Source organism: Akkermansia sp. NBRC 115031 (assembly GCF_030268505.1).
GTDB lineage: Bacteria > Verrucomicrobiota > Verrucomicrobiia > Verrucomicrobiales > Akkermansiaceae > Akkermansia > Akkermansia massiliensis.
This window is the reverse complement of the sequence record NZ_BSQU01000003.1, coordinates 19,142-43,366: the sequence shown is the minus strand read 5'-3', so window position 1 is coordinate 43,366 and position 24,225 is coordinate 19,142. Positions and strand designations below refer to the sequence as shown.

Sequence of the window (24,225 nt, the reverse complement as noted above, 5' to 3'; positions counted from 1 at the left end):
CAACGACATCGAACTTGACTCCGCGAGAAATAGTCTAAGCCGTTTTTAAGTCATTAATTTCATCATCAACAATTCCTCCGGGACATTTCACAAGCATAAGCTTTTCCCAAATCCGCGGCATGCTTTTCCGCCCCTGCGGAAAGCCGGATGGAGCCGGCAGGCGGAATGCCTTCAACGCAGGGCCTGTCCTCCATCAGCCCGAGGATTTCATCCCTGGTCAGCATCACGTCACGATGAAGCATCCCCATGATGCCGGCGACGGCATAGGCGGCCCACAGAGGAACGGACAGTACCGGACGACGGGCCCCGTCACCTTTCCCAGCATGGAAAACAATCCGCGGGACGTATACGTTTCTGGCCTCACCGCTTCAATCACGCTGTTTTACCCGTCTTCCCGCAACGCTTCCCGGGACCGCCAGGAGCGGTCAAATCCTGTACATGAACCGGCGGAAGGCGGTTTTCTCCATTCCCCGGAAACCGTTACAGCATGGACTGCACCACAAACAACACGACAGACCCCACATAAACGGCCGCCAGCACCACGGCGGCGCAACACAGGAAGAGCCTGTATCCACAGGCCAGTACCATCCTTCTGAGCTGGGATTCCGGATGCCGCCGCGCCCACCACGCATACAGCAGAAAAAGCACAGCCGTTCCGGCTGAAACAAACAGAGATTCTTTCAACAGAGGCGGATAATAATCAAACACCACCCTGTTCCGCCCCTCCTGAAGGCGCACCGCCATCAATTCCCCCACCTTTTCCACGGGCACGTCCACCCCGTTCCGCGTGGCCTTCCATCCACGGTCATGCACCACCGGAACCATCAGCGCCTCCCCCTTTCCGGCAGAGAGGGACACTTCCACATGGCCTCCGCGTCCGTGCGCCTCCAACCCGTATTGATCCTGGCCTTTCCCCAGAACCGGAACATCCTGCTCCGGCATTCGCGCCGCAGCCGCCAGAAGAGGAGCCTCCACCAGCCGCCGCATCCTTCCCTCCACCACGGTTTCCCCGGTTACACCCGCACGCTTTAATTCCAATGCTCCATTATAGGTGCGGCACGTCCCGCCGGGGGCCTTCTGCGCTTCCGCCATGACGGGCACCGCGCGGCCATTGACGCGGAGTTCCTCCGTATCCGTCTGCGGGAAGCCGTACACCGCGCCGGGATATTCCGGCACGCTCATCCGGTAAAAGTTGCCATTCCTCTCCGTCCGCACTTCTACGGGAGCATACAGGGGGCCTTCCGCTGACGGGCAAAGCGCGGCATGCAGGGCATTGAGATTGCTGAACACGCCGGCTTCCGCATCCAGCCGCAGCCCCAGCACGCTCTGGGGAACCACCAGCCCCCAGCGGGCGCCCGGAAGCCTGTATAAATACATGCCTTCCCGGGAAAGCACGCTCTCCATTCCTTCCACGGGACGGGACGCCAGCAAAAAGCCATGGCCCAGCAGCAGATCGGAAAACAGGGTGCCCCCCTGACCGTACGTGCGTGTGAATTCATCCCGGTACCCCAGGTTTTTCAGAAAACGGAAATGGCTGATGCTCGTGGTATGCCGGAAGTTGCCGATGCTCGGGACAGGCCCCAGGCAATCCGCGTTGTCCACCAGCAGGCGGTCCCTATCTTTCACGCGCAGAAGCCCGGCGTACCCGTCCATTCCGCGCGCCAGCCATTCCGCATTCAGGGCCAGTACAGCGGCCTTTTCCTCTTCTCCCTGCTTCCAGAACGCGGCAGCCCCCACGGGCAGCCCCAGCAGCATCACGGCGGCTATGGACCACACCAGCCTTTTGCCTTCCACATGCCTCCAGCACAGCCATGCGCATGAAAAAAACAGCAGAGGCAGAAGGCGCGCCACCAGGTCCATATCCGTCACGTGAAGGACAATCAGGGAGACGGCAAACGCCGCCACGGGAAGGCCAAGACTCCATCCCCAGCCCCAGCGCCGCCCCGCCGACTGCGGCAGCCTCCCACCGGACAGGATCCAGGCGCAGAACGACGCCACCACCAGATTGGGAATGAACCCGAACCGGACCGGAAAATCCACGTAGCTCCACAGATGGGCGGCGCGGTGAAGGGGTTCAATGAATGCAGGGAGCATGGACGCCGCCAGCAGGAGAAGAAACAGCCGCCTCCCCCTGTTCGCCGGCGGAGCCTCCTTCCTCCCGTAAACCAGATAGACGGCAGCCAAAGCGGCGCACGCCATTCCCGGCAGGCAGGCATACAGGCGTTCCAGGAATTTGGGAGGGTCAAACGGCCAGGACAGTTCAAAAAAAGTGGGGGGAGTCATGAACAGGGACCGCATGGAATCCCGGCTCATCTCCATCATGGGCAGCCAGTAATAGCAGGTCGCCAGCGTCACCGCCGCCGTGTACCAGAACACGCGCGCCAGCCGGACGCGGCGTTCTGCCGTCCCTTTCAGGGGAAGCGTAAAGGCCCACGCGAACAGCCAGCCGGTCACGACGGCCATGAAAGCGCTGTACATGGAGGTAGCCAGCAGAAAGAGGCCGACGGCATACAGCCACCCCCTCCCTCCGTTCACCAGCTGGTAAAGGCCCAGGGCAAACAGGGGGAACATGGCGGCGTGGTCCAGGAACTGCATGAACCCGTACTTGGTCTGGAAAAATCCCCCCAGGGCATAACCCGCCGTCAGCAGCACGGTCCAGCATACGGGCAGGGAGGGGAAGACGCGTCTCAGGAACCAGGAAGCCGTCAGGCAGATGCAGGCCGCGTCCGCCAGCATCACCCATACCATGTCCTTCAACAGGAAGGAGTCTCCCATCGCCACCACAATCCAGGTGGAGGGAACCAGCAGCTGGTGCGGCAGGGAGGGGCTCACGCGGATGCCCGCTCCTCCATTGACATCATAAAAGAAGGATCCGTCCAACGCTCCGGTCATCAGGGCGGAGGCATAATATTTCAAGGTGGGATACACCATCTGCCCGTTATCCATGTATTCCAGGTAATGGCCGCCAAGCGGCCAAATTCCGCGCACCGCCAGGAACAGGAACAGAACGGCCAGGGCGAACGCAACAGACGCCAGAGACGTCAATACCGGGCGGGAAGAAGCGGGTTCCATGGCTCAATCAGCGGACAAACGGTTCGGCGGCCTGGACCAGGCGCAGGGCGCGGGCGCATTCCTCCACATCATGAACGCGGTGAATACGGGCGCCGTGCAAATGTCCCCATACCGTCATCACGGCGGTGCTCAGCGGCGCCCGCCCCTGCTCCGCATCACCCAGAACGGCTCCCAGCATGCGCTTGCGGGAAAGGCCCAGCAATACCGGACGTCCCGCCACCTCCAGCCTGTCCATATTGGACAGCAGGGCCAGATTGTGTTCCAGCGTCTTGCCGAAGCCGATGCCGGGGTCCCAGCAAATCTGCTCCGGGACCAGGCCGCGGCCCAGCAGAAAATCATAACGCTCCTCAAAATAGCCGCGCACCTCCCGCACCACGTCTTCATAAAAAGGCGCGTTCTGCATCGTTTCAGGCCGTCCCTGCATGTGCATCGCCACTACGCCGCAGCGCGCCTCCGCACACAGCTCCGCCATTCCCTCCTCCTGCAATCCGGAAATATCATTGATCACGTCCGCTCCCGCTTCCAGCACAGCCGCCGCCACGGCGGCATGGCGCGTATCCACGGAAATCACGGCGTCCGTGCATGGGCGGAGTTCCCGCACCACGGGAAGCACCCGGTCCAGTTCTTCCTCCACGGAGACCTCCGCCGCACCCGGCCTGGTGGATTCCCCCCCAATGTCCAGAATAAGGGCTCCCTGCCGCTCAAGCTCTTTTGCATGGGAAACGGCGCGTTCCACCGTATGGAAACGCCCTCCGTCGGAAAAGGAATCCGGAGTGACGTTTACAATTCCCATCAGCACGCCGCCGCGCGCCACATTCAATATGTCTCGCCTTACAAGCCAGTTCATCTAATTACGTTCTTGTCAAAGGCACTATACATCACTTTAATAAGTCAGAAACACTTTTTTCACCATGAAAACAACGCCCCTGCTTCTCATCATCCCCCTGCTCATGACGGCCGGAGCCCTGGCGGCCAGCCAGGATGATTTCAACGTCCAGACCGCTTCCTCCCGCATGGTCAAGCATGAAGACGGGTCGCGCAGCTACTTTGAAAAGACCGGGGACGGCAAGGGGATGAAAAAAACCACTTACAACATCCACAACGTTCTCGTTTCCGTAACCCTCTACAAAAGAGGCCCCTTTGGAGAACTGCGCTCATGCCTGATCTTTGACGGGCAGAAGAACGAACTCTTTTTCGTACGCTACGGTTACGACGGCAACGCCAACCTGAGGGAGGAGCAAATGTTCGATTCCAAGAGCAAGGAACTCGTGCGCCGCTTCCTTTACACATATGACGACATGGGCAACCGCAGCAAGCCCGTGTGCATCACGCTGGTCAAGAGCACCAAGGACATTGAGACGCACGCCGTTCCCACCGCTCCGGAAAAGGACCCCTTTGCCGACGATTTTAAAAAGAAGAGCAAGTAAGCGCCGGACCCTCGGGGCAATGGTTCCCCCCTTCGCGCATGCCATCCGTTTTCTCCGTCTTTCAACCGGCCGCCGTCTCTGTGATGCGCGGCCGGTTTGACGTTATACCGCCATGCGGGAAAATTGCGGCGAGTTCCGGAGACGGACGTTTTCTTTCCCCAGAAAAAGACCTGGTCCAAAGGCATGCCCGAGGTTTGAAACACGGCAAATCCGCGCCAACCACCCTGGCCAGGCGCACGACGGCCCATTTAAAGGAGGAACAGCTTCCTAAAAAGCCCTTTTATTCTCCATCGCTGGCTTCCAGCCTGTTACGCCAGCGGCGGGCCACCCAGGGGCGCACCAGCCCGTAAAGCAGGTAAATGGAGAAAATGACCGCGGGCATCACCCACGGGAATTTGAAGATGCAGATGACCGTCAGCACAATGAGCACGATCGCGTACATAGTCCCCCGCGTGCGCATGTTGATGTGCTTGAAGCTGGGATAAACCACCCGGCTCATCATCAGGACGGACACCCCCGCCATCGCCAGGGCAATCACGTACTTGAAGACGCCCAGGTCCATGGCCCCGTTCGGAGCCCTTCCCGCCAGGTACATCACCAGGTACATGGTGGAAACCACGGCTCCCGCCGCCATCGGAACGGGCAGCCCCACAAAGTCGCTGCTCTGCCCCTCCTTGCGGGGAGCGGCGGCCATGCAGTTGAACCGCGCCAGGCGCAGGGCGGCGCACAGCAGGTACAGGATGCCTATGCCCCAGCCAACCTCCGGCGGAGAAAGCTGGAACAGGACGGCCTTGGCCACCAGCAGCGCAGGGGCAATGCCGAAGGAGACGATGTCCGCCAGGGAATCGAATTCCCGGCCGAAGGGGCCGTCCTGCCCGCGCATGCGGGCAATGCGGCCGTCAAACAAGTCAAACAGGCACGCCGCGAAAATCAGGAACGTGGCATTCTGGTAATAGGAGAAGGCCGCCACGGCGTCGCTGTCCGCCTGGTTGATCCCTTCAAAAATCGTCAGAATGGCGAAAAACCCGCACACCAGGTTCCCTGCCGTAAACAGGTTCGGCAGAATGGGAATCTCAGGTTCGTCCGGAAAAATCTTCTTGTCCATGATCGGTGTCCAGTGGGGCGCCCCGTGAAGGGCTTACCCGTTAATGATGTTGCGGGCCGCCGCGGCCAGGGCCTGGGGATCGGCATCCTGCGGAGCGGAACCGCGGGCCTGGTCCGGACGGCCGCCCCCCTTGCCTCCGGCAAGAGCGGAAACCTCGCGGATCATATCCCCGGCGGACAATCCGTCCGCAATGGCATCTTTGCCACAATAAGCGCCCAGGAGCAAGGAAGAACTGTCCACGCACAGCAGGAAGGCGGCGCCCGCATACTGGCGCTTTTTCAGGCCGTTCAGCAATTCCTGAAGCAATTCCCCGGCCCCTTCCGCCACCTGGATCAGGGAGGCGGGGTCATCGGAAAGCCATTCATTCAGCAGGGCGTCAGCCCTGGCGGCGGACTGCCCGGCGCGGGCCTTCCTAAGCTTCTTTTCCGCCTCCAGCGCTGTCTGCTTGAAATGCTCCACGGAGGCGTCGAAACGCGCCAGGGAATCATTCACCGTCCGGATGTCGGAGGCTCCCAGGGCGGACAGCCCCGGCTTGTCTTCAATCGTGGGAACCGGAACCTGTTCCAGCCCCATGTCCGCCAGCTCATAATTGACTTCCTTGATCTTTTCCACCGCCTTGGCGATTTCCAGGCTCCTGGCGACGACGTGCTGGCGGATCATTTCCAGGGCGGCGTCCCCCGTCATGGCCTCAATGCGGCGCACGCCGGAGGCGATGGCCCCCTCGCTCTTGATCTTGAACAGGCCTATATCCTTCGTATTGGCAATATGCGTTCCGCCGCAGAATTCCATGGAAACGCCGTCCAGTTCATTCCTGCAGCCGCCCACCTGGACCACGCGCACCACGTCCCCGTACTTGTCGCCGAAGAACTGGGCAATCGCGGAATTGCCCTTTACGTCCGCATAGGCGCGTTCCGTGCAGTGCACCGGGAGAGCCGCCTCAATCCAGCCGTTCACCTTCTCTTCAATCAGGCGGAGCTGGTCCGGCGCCACGGCGGCGCTGTTAAAGTCAAAACGCAGGCGGTCTTCCGAAACGAAGGAACCCTGCTGGGCCGCATCCGGGCTGACTACCTGGTGCAGGGCGCAGTGAAGAAGGTGGGTGGCGGTATGGTGCGCCTCAATGCGGCGGCGGCGTTCCGCGTCAATGCTCAAATGCACGCGGTCGCCGGGTTTCACGTCCAGCCCTTCGCGGGCTTCCACCACATGGGCGCGGGCATTGCCGATCTGCTGGACGGCCATCACATGGTAGCTCTCCCCGCCGATTTCAATCAACCCTGCGTCAGACACCTGGCCGCCCATCTCCGCATAAAACGGAGTCTTGTCCGTAATGATGAACAGGGAATCCCCCTGGCGGCTCACTTCCAGCACCGTGGCGGCGCATTCGTCCACATCGTATCCCGTAAATTCCGTCACGGCGTCCGTCTTCAAATCCAGGGCGCGCACCACCTCGCTCTTGCGGGCGGCGCGGGCGCGTTCCCGCTGCTCCTCCATCAGCCTGTTGAACCGTTCCATGTCGATGTCCAGGCCGCGTTCCTCCGCCAGCAGCGCGGTCAGGTCAATGGGGAAGCCGTACGTATCATACAGCTTGAAGGCGAACTCGCCGCTCACCTTTCCGGCGGAAGCCGTCTCAGCGTCAAACAGCTCCAGGCCGCGGTCCAGCGTTTCATTGAAGCTGGCCTCCTCACGGTTCAGAACTTCCTTCACGGTGGAGGCGCGGGCGGACAGCTCCGGGAACACCTGGCCGAAGGATTCCACCAGCGTATCCACCAGTTCCGCCAGGAACGGCTGGGTGAAGCCCAGGCGGCGCCCGTAGCGCACGGCGCGGCGCAGAATGCGGCGCAGCACGTAATTACGGCCATTGTTGCCGGGAAGAATGCCGTCCGCTATGGAAAAACTGAGCGTGCGCAGATGGTCGGCAATCACGCGGAAGGCAATCGCCTCCTGAAGGGTGTCGTCCCCCGCCTCCACTCTCTTGGAACCGGGCGCCGGATACACGTCCGCGTACTTCCGGCCGCTCAAGGCCTCCAGACGGTCGAACAGGGGGCGGAACACGTCCGTGGCATAATTGGAAGGCTTGCGGAAAAAATCCTTGAACCCGTCCGTGCACTGCATGATGGAGCACGCGCGTTCAAAACCCATGCCCGTATCCACGTGGCACGCCGGCAGATTGCGCATGGAGCCGTCGCTCTCCGCATTATACTGGATAAACACCAGGTTCCAGATTTCAATGCACTGGTCGGAATCCTTGTTCACCAGGCTGCCCTTCGTATTCCCCTCCGGGGTCAGGTCCACGTGCAGCTCGGAACACGGGCCGCAGGGGCCGGTTTCCCCCATCATCCAGAAATTATCCTTCACGTTCCCGTGCACGATCTGCACGTCCGGGTCCAGCCCGCGGGAACGGAACAGCTCCGCCCAGTAATCCCATGCCTCCTGGTCAAACTCCCCGGGGTCGCCCTTGGTCTTGTCCGGGGCGTACACGGTGGCGTACAGGCGTTCCGCGGGGAATCCCCACCGTTCCACCACCAGCTCCCAGGCCCAGCGGATGGCTTCCTTCTTGAAATAATCCCCGAAGGACCAGTTCCCCAGCATTTCAAAAAACGTGTGGTGGTAGGAGTCATAACCCACATCCTCCAGGTCGTTGTGCTTGCCGCCGGCGCGGATGCACTTCTGGGTGTCCGTGGCGCGGGCGGGCGTCCAGGGGGGAGTCCATACGCCCAGGAAATACGGAACAAACTGGTTCATGCCGGCATTTGTGAACAACAAACCGGGGCTCTGGGGCATCAAAGAAGCGGAGGGCACGACCGTGTGCTGTTTCTCGCGGAAAAAGTCCAGAAAGCTTTGGCGTATCTCGGTGGCGGTCATCATATCAATAATAGGAAAAGTAAAAGTCGCCGGATTATGCCTGTTCCGCCCCCGTTAGTAAACCGCTAATTCCTTCTCCGTCATGACGGCTGCATTTTTGCTTGTAATAAATTATACATGCGTATAAATAAAGACATGAAAAAGCTGGTGATCCTCCTGATTCTTCTTTGTGCGGCAGGAGCGGCAGCCTGGTTCATCTACCGGGAAGCTCCGTCCGGGCCTGAGGACAAAGCCGTTCTTTACGGCAATGTGGACCTGCGCCAGGTGGACCTGGCCTTCCTGATTTCCGAACGCATTGATTCCGTGCTGGTGGACGAGGGGGACACGGTCGTTCCGGGCCAGAAACTCGCCACGCTGGAAACGGTGCGGCTGCAACAGGCCGCGGACGAGGCCCGGCAGACCGCGGAGGCCGCCCGCCAGAACTACCTGCGCGTTAAAAACGGACCGCGCGCGGAAGAAATAGCCCAGGCAAGGGCGAACGTGCAGGCGGCGGAAGCTACGCTGAACAACGCCGGGGTGCGCAGCAAGAGGCTGGTGGCTCTGGCTGAAACCAAATCCATCTCCCGCCAGGAGGCGGACGACGCCATCGCCTCCCAGCAGGTGGCCGCCGCCAATCTGGACGTAGCCAGAAAACAACTGGAGCTGCTGCTGGCCGGTTCTCGCGTGGAAGACATCGCCCAGGCCCTGGCCCAGTACAACCAGGCCAAAGCCAACCTGACCATCAGGGAACAGAACCTGAAAGACGCCGTGCTTTACGCCCCCAGCAATGCCGTGGTGCGCAACCGCATTCTGGAAAAGGGGGACATGGCCTCCCCGCAGAAACCCGTTTACAACCTTTCCCTGAACCATACCAAATGGGTGCGGGCCTACCTCACGGAATCCCAGCTCGGCAAAGTGAAGCCCGGCTTCTCCGCCACCGTGCACAATGACAGCTTCCCGGATACGGACTTCAAGGGAACGGTGGGCTTCATCTCCTCCGTGGCGGAATTCACCCCTAAAAACGTGGAAACGCCGGACCTCAGAACAGCCCTGGTCTATGAAGTGCGCATCATCGTGGACGACCCGGACAACCGGCTGCGCCTAGGCGCCCCCGCTACCGTCACCATCCCCCTGGACCAGAACGCCGGAACGCAGCCTCCGGAACAGCCCAGGCCATGACTACGGACTCCCAGCCCCTGATTGACTGCCGGAACGTCCGGAAAATGTTTCCGGACCCCGCCGGCGTTCCCTTCGCGGCGGTGGACGGCGTTTCCTTCCGCCTCTCCGCCGGGGAAATCGTGGGACTGCTGGGGCCGGACGGCGCGGGAAAAACCACCCTCATCCGCCTCATCACGGGACTGATGAAACCGCACGGCGGCTCCATCTCCGTGCTGAACCTGGACTCCGTGAAAAAAAGCCGGGCCATCCAGGCCTCCATAGGCTACATGCCGCAGAAATTCGGACTTTACGAGGATCTCACCGTGCAGGAAAACATGGAGCTTTACGCCCGCATGCACGGCGTCTACGGCCAGGACAGGGAAAAACGCTTCCGCAGCCTGCTCTCCATGACCAATCTGGAACGCTTCACCACGCGCCTGGCGGGCAAGCTCTCCGGCGGCATGAAACAGAAGCTGGGCCTGTGCTGCTCCCTGGTCTCCTCCCCGCCCCTCATCCTGCTGGACGAGCCCACCGTGGGCGTGGACCCGCTCTCCCGCCGGGAACTGTGGAACATCCTGAAGCAATTCTCCGGGGAGGAAGGCGTGGGAGTGCTGGTCAGCACCTCCTACATGGACGAATCCGCCTACTGCAACAGAACCCTCATCATGTATGAAGGGCGCCTGCTCATGGACGCCCCGCCCTCCGACGTCATTGCCCGGGCGGAAGGCATGTGCGTCACGGTGCGCACGCCGGAGGGGCTGCATGCGCGCCAGTTCCAGAGCAGGCTGGCCGCCGTGCCCGGCATCATCAACGCCACCCCGCAGGGCAACACCGTCCGCATCATCGTTCCCCCCGGCCACCCTGCGCGGGAAAAGCTGGAGGAATACCACCCCAAACCCGCGCAGCCGGACTTCTCCGACGGCTTCATGACCCTGCTGGCCGATCAAATGGACCTCGCTCCGCAGGACATCCCCGTCCCCGCCGGACCGCCGGAACCGGAACAGGCGGAAAAAGGGGACACCGTCATCCAGGTGACGGACCTGGTGAGGAAATTCGGCAGCTTCATTGCCGTCAACCACGTCAGCTTCTCCGTCCGCAGGGGGCAGGTCTTCGGTCTGCTGGGTCCCAACGGGGCCGGAAAAAGCACCACCTTCCGCATGCTCTGCGGGCTGCTGCCCGCCAGCGGCGGCACGCTCAACGTGGCCGGGGCGGACCTGAGGACCGCCGCCGCGCGGGCGCGCAGGAAAGTGGGATACGTGGCCCAGAAATTCTCCATGTACGGCATGCTCACCACGCGGCAGAACCTGGAATTCTTCGCCGGGGCCTACGGCATGGCCGGAAAGGAACGGCAGGAAGCCATCCGTTCCATGGAAGAGGAATTCCACCTGACCCCGTACATGAACGCCCCCGCCGCGCACCTGCCCGGCGGCTACAAGCAGCGCCTCAGCATGGCGTGCGCCCTCCTCCACTCCCCGGACATCCTCTTTCTGGACGAACCCACTTCCGGCGCGGACCCCCTGGCCCGGCGGGACTTCTGGCTGCGCATCAACGCCCTGGCGGAAAAAGGCGTCACCATCATCATCACCACGCACTTCCTTGGAGAAGCGGAATTCTGCGACAACATGCTCATCATGATGGACGGGACCACGCTGGCGGAAGGCTCCCCGGACGACATCCGCAAACACGCCCCTCCGCGGGAGGACGGCGCCCCCGCTTCCCTGGAAGACGCCTTCCTGTCCATCACGGAGGAACACATGAAGAAAGGAGGGGAAGAAGCATGATCGCCTCCCTTAAAAGAATCGGAGCCCTCATCGTCAAGGAACTCCACCAGGTGGTCCGGGACCCCGGCAACGTGGGCATTGCGGTCATCCTGCCGGCCGTGCTCCTGCTCCTCTTCGGCTACGGCATGAGCATGGACATCAAAAACGTGCGCATCGCGTACCTGGCCGTTCCCGCCTCCAGCCAGTCCACGGAGCTGGAAACGCGGCTCACCCTCTCCAGGTACTTTCAGACCGCGCGCGTCTTCTCCACCCGGGAGGCGGAAGAAAAGCTGCGCACCCATGAGGCGGACGCCTTCATCGCCCTGCAAAGCGACGCGCCGGACACGCTCAACGGCGGAGTCACGAAAGTCCAGATCGTGGTCAACGGCGTCAACGCCAACCAGGCCACCCTCATCCGCAACTACCTCCAGGCCGTCGTGGGGTCCTGGGCAGCCTCCCTGAACGGCCAGGCCGCCCCCGTGCTGGACGTGCAGACGCGCACCCGCTTTAATGAAGCCAACGACAGCCACTACTACCTGGTCCCCGGCGTCATCGTCACCATCATGACCATGATCGGGGCGCTGCTCACCTCCCTGGTCATGGCGCGGGAATATGAACGGGGCACGCTGGAAAGCCTCTTCGTCACGCCCGTGGGCAGCGGAGAAATCCTGACGGCCAAGGCCGCCACCAACTTCCTGCTGGGCATGGTCAGCCTGGCCATCTCCATGATCTTCGCCGCCTTCGTCTTTGACATCCCCATCCGCGGCTCCCTCATCCTGCTGCTGGCGGTCTCCGCCCTGTTCCTGATCGTGGCCCTGGGGCTGGGGCTGGTCATCTCCACCGCCACCAAAAACCAGTTCCTGGCCTGCCAGTTCGCCATCATGGGCACCTTCATGCCGGCGCTCATGCTCTCCGGCTTCCTGTACGACATCCTCAACATGCCCTCCGCCGTCCGGGCCATCACCTACATCATCCCGGCCCGCTACTACGTCACCCTGCTCCAGACCCTCTTCCTGGCCGGGGACATCCCCTCCGTCATCATTCCGTGCTGCATCACGCTGGGCGTCTTTGCCGTGGTGCTCATGGGCATCGCCCGGCTGAAAGCCCCCAAATCCCTCGAATAACGCCATGGACTTCCTCGTCAGAATAGCCTCCCTCGTCAAAAAGGAACTGCTGGCCGTGCTCAGGGACAAAAAAAGCCGGATGGCCCTCATCATCCCGCCCATCCTCCAGATAGCCATCTTCGGCTATGCCGCCACCATGAACGTCACCCGCGTGCCGTACGCCGTGCTGGACAAGGACGGGGGAGAAACGGCCGCCCAGTACATCGCGGACCTGGAAGGCACGGGCATCTTCCGGCGGCAGGCCACGGCGGCCACGGAAAAAGACATCGACCGCATGATCGACAACCGGGAAATCGTCGTGGGGCTCACCATCCCCCCGGACTTCTCCCGCAACCTCCAGACCGGGCGCCCCGCCTCCCTCCAGCTCATTGCGGACGGACGCAACACGAACACGGCGGCCATCGCCCTCAGCTACGGCCAGCAAATCGCCTCCGCCTACGGGGCGGACCTGCTGGCCAAAAGCGGCGGCTCCTCCCCGGTGGAAATAGAATCCCGCGCCTGGTTCAACCCCAACCTCATCACCCGCTGGTTCATCGTCCCCGGCCTCATTGCCGTGCTCGTGCTGATCAACTCCATCCTCTCCGGCGCGCTCTCCATCGCCCGGGAACGGGAGGAAGGCACCTTCGACCAGCTCCTGGTCGCCCCGTACACCCCCGGAGAAATCCTGCTCGGCAAGGGGATTGCCTCCGTCATCACCGGAATCATGCAGGCCGTCTTCGTGGTGCTGGTAGCCATGTTCTGGTTCCGCATCCCCTTCCAGGGGTCCGTCTGGCTGCTCTCCGCCGCGCTCCTGCTCTTCATCGTCACGGCGGCGGCCATCGGGCTGTGCATCTCCTCCTTTGCCCAGTCCCTCCAGCAGGCCATTGTGGGAACCTTCCTGCTGCTGGTGCCCATGGTCATGCTCTCCGGCTTTGCCACGCCCATCTCCAGCATGCCGGAAATCTTCCAGGACCTCACCCTGCTCAACCCCATGAGGTACGGCCTGGAGCTCATCCAGCGCATCTTTCTGGAAGGGGCCGGATTCCTGGACCTCTGGCCCCTCTTTGCGGCCATCATGACTGTTACGGTGGTGGCCGTTCTGGCAGCCATCTTCTCCTTCCACCATAAAATCTCCTGACGGAAAACTCTGCTCTCCCGAGCCCGGAACATTCTGGCGCCCTTTTGCCATTAGTCTTTGGTCTTTAATATTTTCATCACGCCAATCCCGTCACCCGTATAAAAATACTTGCATCCGGCCCGTTTTTTCTATTCTATCTCTCTCGTTCCTTGGGAACATGGGCTCGTCGTTCAATGGATAGGACATCGGTTTCCGGTACCGACGATGTAGGTTCGATTCCTACCGGGCCTACCAGACTTTTCATACCGCAAGCTGCTGTTTATCAGTGCCTGCGGTTTTTGTTTGATTGAAATCGCAAGACATCGGAACGGCGTTTGATTACCCCTCCGCACCGTCTGGCGGCAACGTTCCGCCTGTGCAGGTTATTCCGCACCACATCTTGCCGGCCTCCCGGAAACATCAACCGCAGGACATTCCCCGCCCACTTAAAGGGCGGTCCCTTTCTTCGGCATGAAAAGGCGGGACATGTCCGCTCCCTCAAGCTTCAGAAGACTGATTTTCGCGGCAATTCCGCCAGCATAGCCCGTCAGGCTCCCGCCTGTGCCCACCACCCGGTGGCACGGGATGATGATGGAAATGGGGTTATGCTCCACTGCTCCTCCTACTGCTTGAGCAGACATGCTCCTTCTATTCCCGCGCGCAGCCATCTTCCGGGCAATCTCTCCGTAAGTGGTAACTTCTCCGTAGGGAATATCGCAGAGAATCTTCCATACGGCCTGGCGGAACTCTCCCCCCACGGGGGCCAGCGGCAATTCGGCTATCGGAGGCTTGCCGCCCGCAAAATATCTGTCCAGCCAGTCTTTTGCCGCGGCAAATACCGGCAGGCCGTCCCTTTCCTCCATGTTCCCGCTGACGGTACCTCCAAAATACTTCTGGCCCTCCAGCCACAAGCCTGCAAGATGTTCCCCATCACTCGCCAGCGTGAGCGGCCCAAGGGGTGACGAATAGTGTGTTAAGTAATACATCATCTTTCTATCGTTTCAGTGTTGTTTCAGTGAATTCCATAAATTGACTGCGGCATAGCCGCGCCACGGCCTCCAGCCTTCTGCCAGAGCAAGAATTTCCTTTTGCGTGCGCGGGACGAGCGCTTTTCTAATGCCGGGATCGGTTGAAGGAAAGGCATCCGTCCATCCAAAGGCCCGCATGGCGATATATTGCGCCATCCATGTTCCGATGCCTGGGAGCCCCGTCAGCTTTTTCATTTCCGCATCAGGATCGGCCCGGAAACTGAAATCAATGCTCCCTTCTTCAAACGCGCGCGCCAGCTCGACAACTGCCCTGCCCTTGGACGCGGTCATTCCGGAAATGCCCCATCCGGCGCTTCCCGGGCCGCTCAGGGAAAGAATCTTCCCCGGCGCAGGAAACGCATGCGTCAGCCCCTCCATCCCCGTCCGCACGGGCTCGCCATGGCTCCGCGCAAGCCTCCCCGCCAGAGCATTCGCGGCTTTCATGGAAATTTGCCGTCCCAGCGCTGCCCGTACCGCCAGCTCGTAAGGATCAAAGCAGCCGGGCAAACGGGTTCCCGGAACATACAGCCCCGGAGACAGGCCGTTCATGGCAGCCAGCGTTTCATCCACCGTGGCAGGGTCACAGTACAAGTCAAATAAATGCCGCACCCTTGCAAGCACCTGGGACAAGGCGGGAAGCAGAGACCTCGCGATCTCCACCACCAGCGCATTTTTCACGGGGCAATGGCCCACCCGTATCCAGCCATAAACATCTTTCCCCCTTCTGGTTGCAAGACGCACGGTGCGGCCATACTCCCCTCCGCGTACGGCCTCCACGCCGGGAATGGCCCGCAGCGCGAGGAACTCAAGCAGCTTCTCCCACTGGTAGGGAGGGCGGTAAGGCAGCGTCAGCGTTATTCCGGAACCGTCCTCCTCTTTTCCCCCCTTCCCCAGCTTCCGCAATGCCGCCGGGGAAAGCCTGTATTCTTTTTTGAATAATTCATTGAATCGCCGCAAACTGCCGAACCCCGCGCTCATGGCAACGTCAAGAACAGAAAGCCTCGTGCTTGTCAGGAGATTCTTCGCCAGCAGCAGCCGGAGAGTCTGCAAGTACTGGATGGGGGGAACATTGAACTCTGCGGCAAAAGCCCGGCGCAAATGCCGTCCGGTGCAGCCCAGGTGGGCGGCAAGCTCTTCCAGGCTTTCCATGTCTCCGCAATTCTCCTCCAGGAAACTGGCCGCCCGGCGCGCCAGGGAAGCGGCGGCATCCACCGGGGCGGTTCCGGGCGCCAGCTCCGGGCGGCATTGCAGGCAAGGCCGGAACCCGGCCCGTTCCGCTTCAGCCGCCGTGGCATAATAGGTGCAGTTCCCGGCCCTGGGCAGCTTTGCCCGGCATACGGGGCGGCAATAAATGCCCGTAGACGCCACCCCCACGAAGAAATGGCCGTCAAAACGGGCATCCTTGGATTTAAACGCGGCATACCAGGCCTTTTCATTTCCTTTCATGGTTTTGGCAAACTCTACGGTTGAGGCCCATTATAGCAAACCGCGGACATGATTCCCGCCATTTTCGGACATGCATCCAAAAAAATTATTTTGACATTGGGAAATAATCATATAACCAATTACGTAATCAGTTACGTTTTTAACAATACAAAAAGAGACGGGAATATGGATTTCTTCAACCAGACAGGCAAAATGGCCATTGGAAGCAGACTGCGGATGCTGACGGATAAAATAACGAATGACGCCGCCCTGATCTTCCGGATGTACGGCGTGGACATCCGCCCCAAATGGTTTCCCGTCTTCTTTGTCCTGTCCCGGGGAGAGGCCAAGACCATCACCTCCATTGCCAGGGAAATAGGGCATTCACACCCGTCTGTCAGCAACATTGTCAAGGAGATGGGCGCCAGGGGGCTGGTGAAAGAAAAGAAGGATAAAACGGACGGACGGAGAAACCTCGTCATGCTGTCCGCCAAGGGAAAGAAAATGTCCGATATCATGGCGGAACAATATCCCGACGTGGAAGCCGCCGTGGAGCAAATTTCCCGCCAAACCCGGAACGATCTGTGGCGCGCCATTGAAGAATGGGAAGGCCTGCTGGCGGAAAAAACGCTGCTGGAACGGGTGAAGGAAGCAAAAAAGGAACGGGAAGGCAGGGACGTCTCCATCGTTCCCTACGAACCCCGCCACCAGGCCGCTTTCAAGACCCTCAATGAAGAATGGATTACGGCGCACTGGCGGATGGAAGAACCGGACCATCACGCGCTGGACCACCCGCAGGAGCACATTCTGGACAAGGGCGGCCACATCTTCGTGGCGCTTTACAGGGAAGAGCCTGTCGGCGTATGCGCCCTGTGCAGGAAGGATGACCCCGTACATCAGTATGAACTGGCCAAACTTGCCGTCAGCCCCAGCGCGCAGGGCAAAGGCATCGGCATGCTGCTGTGCCGGACCGTCATCGCCAAGGCGAAAGAACTGGGCTGCAAAAAAATCTTTCTGGAAAGCAATACCCTGCTCCGCCCGGCCATCCAGCTATACAGGAAGGCGGGATTCAGGGAAGTGGAGATTTACCGCCCCTCCTATGAAAGGGTGGATATCCAGATGGAACTGGCGCTCCAGTAATGCGCCGCCATCCCGGCCCGTTCCGGAGGAAGGGCCACTATCCTTTCCTCCGGCCAAGAAATTCATGCCCCTCATATCGCCGTCAAATGGTCATCACTCGTTTTCCGGTGAAGCAGCCTGGTATCTGGTGAACAAATTTCATCAAAAGACACGAAGATGATACCCCCGGTTTGAGAGCTGGACATCAGGGCGCCAAAACAATCAAGGCCATAATCGTCCCTGACTGCGGGACAATCGATGATTTTCAGAATCACGTTATGATCCTCGCCCCCGTCCGTGGTGATATGGTCGCCTATTTCAATCTCCTCTCCGGAAAAATACCTCTTCATCGCCGTTTCCTGATGTTCGGTTTTTATCATGAAGTCACCATTTCTCCAACTGGTTCCGTGCCCGGCAGTTTTTTTCTTAGGAAAAAATCCGGAGCATGCCGTTCCTTCATGCCATGAACATAACACCTTCGCCTCAAATACCCCGTGATCAAGAAAAAAATGTGGGCAGCCAGAGCCTCTGATCTTTTTTAAAAAATCTCCCTTGTTCCGGACGATGGCGAAAGTCGCACTGCCATCAAGGGAAAAGGCAAAGGCGTCCGCGTCCTTCGCCTTTTCCATGCCCCAACGCCAACAAGGCCGTTTCCTCCGTGCAGAGGGGAAACTGCCTGCTGTTTTTCCCTCCAGCCCGTTCCCTTCATTTTTCCGCTTCCTTATCAAGCGCAGCCACTCCCTCTTTTATCGGGTTCCCGGCAAAAAAACGAATCTCCGGACTAGGAAGAAGAGAAGTTCCTTTCAGCACGGCGCGACCGGAGAAAGAGATACTTTCCCTATTAGTCTGACGGCGCTCCATTTTCCTCTGGAAATTCCGGTGCTCAACCACCTTCCTCCAAACCGTTTCATTCAAAATCGCCGCCTTTTCCAAAAACCTCCCTTTCTTTCATTTTCAAGCCTTTCTTTACCCTGTCCAACTGGACTTGGCAGGCAAATCGCGTTATGATGCGGCCGCTCCTTTCCTCATGATTTCCGCTTTAACCGGGATCATGAAGCGTACCCATGAAACAGAGAAAAATCATCCATGTGGACATGGATGCCTTTTACGCATCCATCGAACAGCGCGACCATCCCGAGTACCGCGGCAAGCCCATCGCCGTAGGAAGACCGGAGATGCGCGGCGTGGTGGCGGCGGCCAGCTATGAGGCGCGCCGCTTCGGCGTGCGTTCCGCCATGCCTTCCATGAAGGCGATGAAGCTTTGTCCCAAGCTGATTTTCACCCGCAACCGCATGGACGTGTACAAATCCGTTTCAGCGCAGATACGCTCCATCTTCCACCGTTACACGGACCTGGTGGAACCCCTTTCCCTGGATGAAGCTTTTCTGGACGTCACGGAAAACAAGCCGGGCATTCCGCTGGCCGTCGACATTGCACGGCGCATCAAGAGGGAAATCAGGCAGGAACTTCATCTGACGGCTTCCGCTGGCGTTTCCTACAATAAATTCCTGGCAAAAATCGCTTCCGACTACCGCAAGCCGGACGGACTGTTCACCATTCATCCCTCCCGCGCGGAGGAATTCATCGCGCGGCTCCCCATTGAGGCCTTCTGGGGCGTCGGCCACGCCACCGCCGAACGCATGCGCGCCCTCTCCATCACCAACGGGGCGCAGCTCCGGGAACGCAGCCTGGATTTCCTGCTCCGCCATTTCGGCAAGATAGGGGGGATCTTCTACAACTTCGCCCGCGGCATGGACGACCGCCCCGTGGAACCTTCCCGCATCCGCAAATCCGTGGGCTGTGAAGAAACCTACCGGGCAGACGTCACCAGGGCGGAGGCCCTGGAACAACACCTTCCCCTGCTGGTGGAAGAGCTCACGGGGCGCCTGGCGCGCTCCGGCTTCCGGGGCAACACGCTTACCCTGAAGGTTAAATTCCCGGACTTCGTCCAGAAGTCCCGCTGCATGACCGTTCCGGATTCCCTGACGGAGAAGGAGGACATCCTGCCCCTGGCCCGGACTTTGATGGAAGACCTGGATTCCGGGGACCGCACGTTCCGCCTTCTGGGGCTGTCCATCTCCCACCCCCAGGAAGAACAGCGGCAAGGAATCTGGGAGCAGCTTTGGCTGGATTTAGAGTACTAATCCTCCCACAGACTCCCATATTTTTAGTATTCTCCCCTTAAAATCAACCTTATCCACAAGATATTGGTGTATGAATGAGCGAAATCCGCTCCAACCTGGTCATAGGTACGTATGAATCAGGAAGAACGTAGACACTGGGCATCATGGATAGGAACGATTGCGGAAGGGGTGGCAGGCGTCATGGCTGTGGACGGCGGAATTCCCGCCTCCCAGGGCGTGCCTGATCCCGGCCCATCCCGAACGCGCCGTCCCCTCACGGAAACGGAAAAGCGCATCATCGAGCACCAGGGAACGGAACCGCCCTTTTCCGGGCAGTTCGTCAGCTTCTTTGAACAAGGCACCTATGGCTGCCGCAAGTGCGGGGAAGCCCTGTTCCGGTCGGAAGACAAATTCGACGCCGGATGCGGCTGGCCCTGCTTTGACGATTCCCTGCCGGACGCCGTCAGAAGCATCAACGCAGGCCAAGGGCGGCGCACGGAGATCACATGCGCGCGGTGCGGAGCCCATCTGGGGCACATCTTCACCGGAGAACGCCTGACGCCGAAGAACACGCGCTACTGCGTCAATTCCCTTTCCCTGGAATTCCAGGCTGCGCCGCAGCCGGCCATGGCGAACAGCCCCCATTGACGCGCACGGCACGGAAAAAAGGACCGGACGGAAAAGCCGGGAACCGGATAAAAGCTCCGGAAAAATTCTATTTTCCGGAAGAAACGCGCCTCTGAAACATTCATTCCCGCGCCTGCGTAATGTGGTATCATGAGAATGACCACCCTGCGCATCATCCCGGTCCTGCTGGCCCTTTTCCTGGCGCACGCCATGGGCGGGGAGCCCAGAATCGCCATTTTGGGGGACAGCATCCCCTATTCCGGACAATGGCCTGCCCTGGTGGAAGCGGCCCTGCGGCAGGCTCCGGCCTACCGGCACGCGGAAATCGTCAGCATGGCGCTCCCCAGTGAAACGGTCTCCGGCCTGTCGGAACCGGGCCACGCCGGGGGCGCCTTCCCCCGCCCGTGCCTTCATGACCGCCTGGATTCCATTCTCTCCAAATACGCGCCCACCCTCGTCATTGCCTGCTATGGGATGAACGACGGCATGATGCAGCCCTTTTCCGAATCAGGCTTCCAGGCCTATCAACAAGGCATGGAACGGCTGAAAAAAAGAGTGGAAGACGCCGGGGCCCAATTCATCGCCATCACGCCGCCTCCCTATATGGCGGATACCCCGGAAAAGGATGCGGCCCGTTACAACCAGGTGCTGGACACTTATGCCGCATGGCTCGCCAGCCGTAAAAAGGACGGCTGGAAGGTTGTGGACATGCGCCCGGAGCTGGGCCGCCAAATCCGGGAAGCGAAGAAAAGGAATCCCCGCTTCATTTACGCCGGGGACGGCGTCCATCCCGGGCAGGAGGGCCACTTCATGATTGCCAGGGCCATTTGGCCTCCCCTCGCCTCCATCCTCCGCGTGCCCGCCCGCGTCCGTTTTCCGGAAGGGGACGAGTTCAGGAAAGCCCTGGAGCGCCACAACCTGTACAAGCTGGCGTGGCTGACGGAAACGGGCCACCGCCGCCCCGGCATCCCGAAGGGGGTTCCGGTTTCCGTTCTTCCCTGCATCCGGGAGGGAGTGGCCGTCTCGGACTGGCACGGCTTCCCATCCCTTCACTTCAAGGTAGCGGGCAGGAACGCCACCCTCGTTCTCCCCAAAACCCCGGCGGAAAACAGGCCGTGGATCTGGCGGCAGGAATTCTTCGGGAACGAGCCGCAGGCGGACATAGCCCTGCTCAAGGAAGGGTTTCATGTGGCTTACGTGGACGTGCAGAACATGTACGGCGCGCACGCAGCCATGGACATCATGGACCGGTTTTATGAAACATTGGTCCGGGACTACCGCCTTTCCCCAAAAACGGTGCTGGAAGGGTTCAGCCGCGGAGGCCTCTTTTCCTTCAACTGGGCGGCCCTGCATCCCGGCCGGGTGGCCGCCATTTATGCGGACGCCCCCGTTTGCGACGTGGCGAGCTGGCCCGGCGGCAGGGGGAAGGGAACAGGCTCCCCGGAAGACTGGCTCCGCCTGCTGGACGTTTACGGCGCTACGGAACAGGAAGCCCTGAGCGGAAAGCTGAGCCCCGTCAACAGGCTGGCGCCGCTCGCCAACGCGCGCATTCCGGTGCTCGCCGTGGTGGGGGACGCGGACAACGTGGTGCCCCTGGAGGAGAACATGGCTGTAGTGGAACGGAAATACCGCGCCATGGGCGGCAGCATCCGGGTGATCCATAAACCGGGAGCAGGCCACCATCCCCACAGCCTGCCGGACCCGGCTCCCATTGTGGAATTTATCCTGAAATCCGTTCGCGGGACCGGCTCCGCCGCGGCGGAACAGGGAACGCCCGTATCCGGAAAGCCCTTGTCCCCCAGCAGGAAAGCCCCTTCCGCATTCCCCGTTCGCCCCGCACTGGGGAACGGGGGGGATTAGCTTGACTTTCCTGTAATGTCGCCTATTCTGACTCAAGCATTATTTGCAACCACTCACACTTATTATGACCGACCGCAGAATTGTTATCACCGGCATCGGAGTGATCAGCCCCTTGGGCAATGATCTTGCATCCACCTGGGAAGCCATGAAGGCTGGCCGCAGCGGCATTGACACCATCAAGTCCATGGATGTCACCGACTACTCCACGAAAATCGCCGGTGAAGTCAAGGATTTCGATCCCACCCCGTATTTCAAGACGCCCAAGGACGCCCGCCGCGTGGACCGCTTCACGCACTTTGCCATGGGCGCCGCCGGAATGGCTCTCAAGGACTCCGGAATGGATCTGGAAGCGGAGGACAAAACCCGCATAGGCGTCATGGTGGGCAGCGGCATCGGCGGTCTCGGCACGCTGGAAAGCCAGCACGCCACGCTTCTTTCCAAGGGGCCGGCCCGCGTGTCCCCCTTCATGATCCCGTACATGATCAGCAACATCGCCTCCGGCCTCATCTCCATGGAATACGGATTCGGCGGCCCGAACATGTCCATCGTCACGGCCTGCGCCACCTCCAACCACAACATCGGGGAAGCCTGGCGCATCATGAAATTCGGCGATGCGGACGTCATGGTCTGCGGCGGCGCGGAAGCCACCATCCTGCCTACGGGCGTCTCCGGATTCAGCAACATGAAAGCCCTCAGCTCCCGCAATGAAGAACCCCAGCGCGCCTCCCGCCCGTATGATGTGGACCGCGACGGCTTCGTCATGGGCGAAGGCTCCGGCGTCGTCATTCTGGAAACGCTGGAACATGCCCAGAAACGCGGCGCCAAGATTTACGGGGAACTCGTCGGCTACGGCATCTCCGCAGACGCCCACCACCTCACCGCTCCGGACCCGGAAGGCCGCGGCGCCGCCCGCTGCATGCAGATGGCCCTGGAACACGCAGGCATGAAGCCGGAGGACATTGACTACATCAACACGCACGGCACCTCCACCCCGCTGGGGGACATCTGCGAAATCAAGGCCATCAAGGCCGTCTTTGGCGACCACGCCAAAAACGGGCTGCTCATCAGCTCCACCAAATCCATGACCGGCCACCTGCTGGGCGCCGCCGGCGGCGTGGAACTGGCAGCCTGCCTCATGGCCATGCAGGAAAACATCATCCCGCCCACCATCAACGTGGACAACCAGGATCCGGAATGCGACCTGGATTGCGTGCCCAACAAGGCCCGCGAGGCCAGAGTGGACGCCGTCCTGAGCAACTCCTTCGGTTTCGGGGGGCATAACTCCTCCGTCATCGTGAAGAGATTCGCCTGACCCTTTCAGGAAACCCCTTCCCGGCGGAAGCGCTGATGTTTGTGTCCACCGCAGCCATCGCGCTTCCGCCTTCTTCATTTCACAGCCATGCCTTCCAAAACGCACCAGGACATTCTGCTCATGCGGTGGGCCCTGTTCTCCGTAGCGGGGATCATCCTGATCGTGGTGCTGTATTCCCTGGGCGTCACCCCCGCCTGGGCGCAAGCCCTGAAGGGAGCCATGGCCTCCGCTCCGTTTCTGCTGGCTGCAGATGCTCCGGCCCTCTCCCCCGGCATGGGCTTCCTGCTGTGCATTGCGCTGACGCTGGCCCTGGTTTACGACCTGATCCTGATCCGCGGAACACTCCGTAAAACGGCCGTTCTGGCCGCCTTCCTTCTTCTGCTGGCCTGCTTTACCCCGGTGCTGGGGCTGTGGGGCATCTTCTTCAACGCCGTTCCGTGCCTGCTCTCCGCGGGGAGCGCGGGTGCGCTCGCCATCCTGTGGCCCCAGCCGTCACCCGGCCCGCATCATTCCGAACCTCCCCCCACTCATGAATAATCTGGACTATCCCCTTCCCGTGCTTGAACTGGTAACCGCCCTCAAACAGCTTCCGGGCATCGGCACCCGCGGTGCGGAACGCATGGCCTTGTGGATGCTCCAGGGGCACATGGGGGAAGCGGAGGCGATTGCCCGCACCATCGGCCAGGCGGCGGAACACGTCACGCCGTGCCCCGTCTGCGGCTTTTTCAGCACCGCCGGAGAACCCTGCGCCGCCTGCCGGGATGAAGAACGGGACAGCCGCCTCATCTGCGTGGTGGAACAGGCCACGGACGTCATTCCCATTGAGCGCAGCAGCGCCTACCGCGGGCTGTACCATTGCCTGGGCGGCAAGCTCTCCCCGCTGGACGACGTGGAGCCGGAAGACCTCAATATCCAGTCCCTGGTGGAACGCGTCACCCGGCAGCCGGGCTGTGAAGTCATTCTGGCAACGGGGTCCGACGTGGAGGGGGAAGCCACGGCCACCTACCTCCACCACCTGCTCAAAGAACTGGACTGCAAGATTTCCCGCCCCGCCCAGGGCCTGCCCGCCGGCGCCGGCCTCAGCCATGCGGACACGCTGACGCTGATGAAAGCGCTGGAAGGCAGGACGGCCCTTTGAAAACGCTCTAAAA

At 60.7% G+C, this 24,225-nt stretch carries 21 protein-coding genes and 1 tRNA gene; 14 read left to right on the top strand and 8 right to left on the bottom strand.

Going from position 1 to position 24,225, the window contains the following annotated elements; genetic code table 11:
• Positions 1–65: 65 nt before the first annotated feature.
• From QSJ36_RS05090 to folP, 3 genes are all read right to left on the bottom strand, one after another.
• Positions 66–248 (bottom strand): hypothetical protein, encoded by a 183-nt coding sequence (locus QSJ36_RS05090; protein ID WP_022396272.1) that lies wholly within the window; start codon positions 246–248, stop codon positions 66–68.
• A gap of 232 nt (positions 249–480) precedes the next feature.
• Positions 481–3,072 (bottom strand): YfhO family protein, encoded by a 2,592-nt coding sequence (locus QSJ36_RS05085; RefSeq protein ID WP_285467467.1) that lies wholly within the window; start codon positions 3,070–3,072, stop codon positions 481–483.
• Between the two features lie 7 nt (positions 3,073–3,079).
• Positions 3,080–3,919 (bottom strand): dihydropteroate synthase, encoded by an 840-nt coding sequence (folP, locus tag QSJ36_RS05080; protein ID WP_022396274.1) that lies wholly within the window; start codon positions 3,917–3,919, stop codon positions 3,080–3,082.
• A 64-nt stretch (positions 3,920–3,983) separates the two neighbouring features.
• Here folP and QSJ36_RS05075 point away from each other — a divergent pair, with 64 nt between their 5' ends.
• Positions 3,984–4,499 carry a hypothetical protein gene (locus QSJ36_RS05075; RefSeq protein WP_102720996.1) on the top strand — a complete coding sequence of 172 codons (516 nt, stop codon included), beginning with the start codon at positions 3,984–3,986 and terminating at the stop codon, positions 4,497–4,499.
• A 280-nt stretch (positions 4,500–4,779) separates the two neighbouring features.
• Here QSJ36_RS05075 and pssA read toward each other — a convergent pair whose 3' ends face one another.
• The gene (pssA, locus tag QSJ36_RS05070) at positions 4,780–5,604 is read right to left on the bottom strand and encodes a CDP-diacylglycerol--serine O-phosphatidyltransferase (RefSeq protein WP_022396276.1); all 825 of its coding nucleotides are present in this window, start codon (positions 5,602–5,604) and stop codon (positions 4,780–4,782) included.
• A 33-nt stretch (positions 5,605–5,637) separates the two neighbouring features.
• The gene (gene alaS, locus QSJ36_RS05065; RefSeq protein WP_285467730.1) at positions 5,638–8,463 is read right to left on the bottom strand and encodes an alanine--tRNA ligase; all 2,826 of its coding nucleotides are present in this window, start codon (positions 8,461–8,463) and stop codon (positions 5,638–5,640) included.
• A 117-nt stretch (positions 8,464–8,580) separates the two neighbouring features.
• Between alaS and QSJ36_RS05060 the strand changes: the two genes are divergently transcribed.
• From QSJ36_RS05060 to QSJ36_RS05040, 5 genes are all read left to right on the top strand, one after another.
• Positions 8,581–9,621 carry an efflux RND transporter periplasmic adaptor subunit gene (locus QSJ36_RS05060; protein WP_285467463.1) on the top strand — a complete coding sequence of 347 codons (1,041 nt, stop codon included), beginning with the start codon at positions 8,581–8,583 and terminating at the stop codon, positions 9,619–9,621.
• Positions 9,618–11,381 carry an ATP-binding cassette domain-containing protein gene (locus tag QSJ36_RS05055; RefSeq protein WP_285467462.1) on the top strand — a complete coding sequence of 588 codons (1,764 nt, stop codon included), beginning with the start codon at positions 9,618–9,620 and terminating at the stop codon, positions 11,379–11,381. Before QSJ36_RS05060 ends, QSJ36_RS05055 begins: the two co-directional genes overlap by 4 nt.
• Positions 11,378–12,484, top strand: a complete 1,107-nt coding sequence (locus QSJ36_RS05050) for an ABC transporter permease (RefSeq protein WP_285467460.1) — start codon at positions 11,378–11,380, stop codon at positions 12,482–12,484. The genes QSJ36_RS05055 and QSJ36_RS05050 overlap by 4 nt, the downstream gene beginning before the upstream one ends.
• Before the next feature lie 4 nt (positions 12,485–12,488).
• Positions 12,489–13,601, top strand: a complete 1,113-nt coding sequence (locus QSJ36_RS05045) for an ABC transporter permease (protein ID WP_022396281.1) — start codon at positions 12,489–12,491, stop codon at positions 13,599–13,601.
• Between the two features lie 159 nt (positions 13,602–13,760).
• Positions 13,761–13,835: transfer RNA gene (locus tag QSJ36_RS05040), tRNA-Arg, on the top strand.
• Between the two features lie 191 nt (positions 13,836–14,026).
• On the opposite strand, the gene QSJ36_RS05035 is transcribed toward QSJ36_RS05040, so the two are convergent.
• Complete coding sequence (locus QSJ36_RS05035) at positions 14,027–14,566, bottom strand: methylated-DNA--[protein]-cysteine S-methyltransferase (RefSeq protein WP_345783928.1); 540 nt, start codon at positions 14,564–14,566, stop codon at positions 14,027–14,029.
• A 15-nt stretch (positions 14,567–14,581) separates the two neighbouring features.
• Positions 14,582–16,054: an AlkA N-terminal domain-containing protein gene (locus QSJ36_RS05030; protein ID WP_285467457.1), complete on the bottom strand. Its 1,473-nt coding sequence runs from the start codon at positions 16,052–16,054 to the stop codon at positions 14,582–14,584.
• A 165-nt stretch (positions 16,055–16,219) separates the two neighbouring features.
• Here QSJ36_RS05030 and QSJ36_RS05025 point away from each other — a divergent pair, with 165 nt between their 5' ends.
• The gene (locus tag QSJ36_RS05025; RefSeq protein WP_345783927.1) at positions 16,220–17,173 is read left to right on the top strand and encodes a bifunctional helix-turn-helix transcriptional regulator/GNAT family N-acetyltransferase; all 954 of its coding nucleotides are present in this window, start codon (positions 16,220–16,222) and stop codon (positions 17,171–17,173) included.
• A 71-nt stretch (positions 17,174–17,244) separates the two neighbouring features.
• On the opposite strand, the gene QSJ36_RS05020 is transcribed toward QSJ36_RS05025, so the two are convergent.
• A complete protein-coding gene (locus tag QSJ36_RS05020; protein ID WP_285467454.1) occupies positions 17,245–17,781 on the bottom strand; it encodes a hypothetical protein in 537 nt (178 codons plus the stop codon).
• Here QSJ36_RS05020 and QSJ36_RS05015 point away from each other — a divergent pair.
• From QSJ36_RS05015 to recR, 7 genes are all read left to right on the top strand, one after another.
• Positions 17,780–18,160: a hypothetical protein gene (locus tag QSJ36_RS05015; protein WP_285467453.1), complete on the top strand. Its 381-nt coding sequence runs from the start codon at positions 17,780–17,782 to the stop codon at positions 18,158–18,160. The two genes, QSJ36_RS05020 and QSJ36_RS05015, sit on opposite strands and share 2 nt — an antisense overlap.
• Before the next feature lie 56 nt (positions 18,161–18,216).
• Positions 18,217–19,296 (top strand): DNA polymerase IV, encoded by a 1,080-nt coding sequence (gene dinB, locus QSJ36_RS05010; protein ID WP_285467452.1) that lies wholly within the window; start codon positions 18,217–18,219, stop codon positions 19,294–19,296.
• A 111-nt stretch (positions 19,297–19,407) separates the two neighbouring features.
• Positions 19,408–19,923, top strand: coding sequence for a peptide-methionine (R)-S-oxide reductase (locus QSJ36_RS05005; RefSeq protein WP_022396287.1), 516 nt, complete (start codon positions 19,408–19,410; stop codon positions 19,921–19,923).
• 129 nt (positions 19,924–20,052) lie between these two features.
• The gene (locus QSJ36_RS05000) at positions 20,053–21,762 is read left to right on the top strand and encodes a GDSL-type esterase/lipase family protein (protein ID WP_285467451.1); all 1,710 of its coding nucleotides are present in this window, start codon (positions 20,053–20,055) and stop codon (positions 21,760–21,762) included.
• Between the two features lie 64 nt (positions 21,763–21,826).
• Positions 21,827–23,074: a beta-ketoacyl-ACP synthase II gene (gene fabF, locus QSJ36_RS04995; protein WP_285467449.1), complete on the top strand. Its 1,248-nt coding sequence runs from the start codon at positions 21,827–21,829 to the stop codon at positions 23,072–23,074.
• Between the two features lie 87 nt (positions 23,075–23,161).
• A complete protein-coding gene (locus QSJ36_RS04990) occupies positions 23,162–23,611 on the top strand; it encodes a hypothetical protein (protein WP_022396290.1) in 450 nt (149 codons plus the stop codon).
• Positions 23,604–24,212: a recombination mediator RecR gene (gene recR, locus QSJ36_RS04985; protein WP_022396291.1), complete on the top strand. Its 609-nt coding sequence runs from the start codon at positions 23,604–23,606 to the stop codon at positions 24,210–24,212. Before QSJ36_RS04990 ends, recR begins: the two co-directional genes overlap by 8 nt.
• Positions 24,213–24,225 lie beyond the last annotated feature (13 nt).

What these genes read in the sequence shown, in the direction of transcription:
- QSJ36_RS05090 (WP_022396272.1), bottom strand. Translation starts at nt 248, where the DNA reads ATGGGGATGCTTCATCGTGACGTGATGCTGACCAGGGATGAAATCCTC.
- QSJ36_RS05085 (WP_285467467.1), bottom strand. Translation starts at nt 3,072, where the DNA reads ATGGAACCCGCTTCTTCCCGCCCGGTATTGACGTCTCTGGCGTCTGTT.
- folP (WP_022396274.1), bottom strand. Translation starts at nt 3,919, where the DNA reads ATGAACTGGCTTGTAAGGCGAGACATATTGAATGTGGCGCGCGGCGGC.
- QSJ36_RS05075 (WP_102720996.1), top strand. Translation starts at nt 3,984, where the DNA reads ATGAAAACAACGCCCCTGCTTCTCATCATCCCCCTGCTCATGACGGCC.
- pssA (WP_022396276.1), bottom strand. Translation starts at nt 5,604, where the DNA reads ATGGACAAGAAGATTTTTCCGGACGAACCTGAGATTCCCATTCTGCCG.
- alaS (WP_285467730.1), bottom strand. Translation starts at nt 8,463, where the DNA reads ATGACCGCCACCGAGATACGCCAAAGCTTTCTGGACTTTTTCCGCGAG.
- QSJ36_RS05060 (WP_285467463.1), top strand. Translation starts at nt 8,581, where the DNA reads ATGCGTATAAATAAAGACATGAAAAAGCTGGTGATCCTCCTGATTCTT.
- QSJ36_RS05055 (WP_285467462.1), top strand. Translation starts at nt 9,618, where the DNA reads ATGACTACGGACTCCCAGCCCCTGATTGACTGCCGGAACGTCCGGAAA.
- QSJ36_RS05050 (WP_285467460.1), top strand. Translation starts at nt 11,378, where the DNA reads ATGATCGCCTCCCTTAAAAGAATCGGAGCCCTCATCGTCAAGGAACTC.
- QSJ36_RS05045 (WP_022396281.1), top strand. Translation starts at nt 12,489, where the DNA reads ATGGACTTCCTCGTCAGAATAGCCTCCCTCGTCAAAAAGGAACTGCTG.
- QSJ36_RS05035 (WP_345783928.1), bottom strand. Translation starts at nt 14,566, where the DNA reads ATGTATTACTTAACACACTATTCGTCACCCCTTGGGCCGCTCACGCTG.
- QSJ36_RS05030 (WP_285467457.1), bottom strand. Translation starts at nt 16,054, where the DNA reads ATGAAAGGAAATGAAAAGGCCTGGTATGCCGCGTTTAAATCCAAGGAT.
- QSJ36_RS05025 (WP_345783927.1), top strand. Translation starts at nt 16,220, where the DNA reads ATGGATTTCTTCAACCAGACAGGCAAAATGGCCATTGGAAGCAGACTG.
- QSJ36_RS05015 (WP_285467453.1), top strand. Translation starts at nt 17,780, where the DNA reads ATGCCCCAACGCCAACAAGGCCGTTTCCTCCGTGCAGAGGGGAAACTG.
- QSJ36_RS05020 (WP_285467454.1), bottom strand. Translation starts at nt 17,781, where the DNA reads ATGGAAAAGGCGAAGGACGCGGACGCCTTTGCCTTTTCCCTTGATGGC.
- dinB (WP_285467452.1), top strand. Translation starts at nt 18,217, where the DNA reads ATGAAACAGAGAAAAATCATCCATGTGGACATGGATGCCTTTTACGCA.
- QSJ36_RS05005 (WP_022396287.1), top strand. Translation starts at nt 19,408, where the DNA reads ATGAATCAGGAAGAACGTAGACACTGGGCATCATGGATAGGAACGATT.
- QSJ36_RS05000 (WP_285467451.1), top strand. Translation starts at nt 20,053, where the DNA reads ATGAGAATGACCACCCTGCGCATCATCCCGGTCCTGCTGGCCCTTTTC.
- fabF (WP_285467449.1), top strand. Translation starts at nt 21,827, where the DNA reads ATGACCGACCGCAGAATTGTTATCACCGGCATCGGAGTGATCAGCCCC.
- QSJ36_RS04990 (WP_022396290.1), top strand. Translation starts at nt 23,162, where the DNA reads ATGCCTTCCAAAACGCACCAGGACATTCTGCTCATGCGGTGGGCCCTG.
- recR (WP_022396291.1), top strand. Translation starts at nt 23,604, where the DNA reads ATGAATAATCTGGACTATCCCCTTCCCGTGCTTGAACTGGTAACCGCC.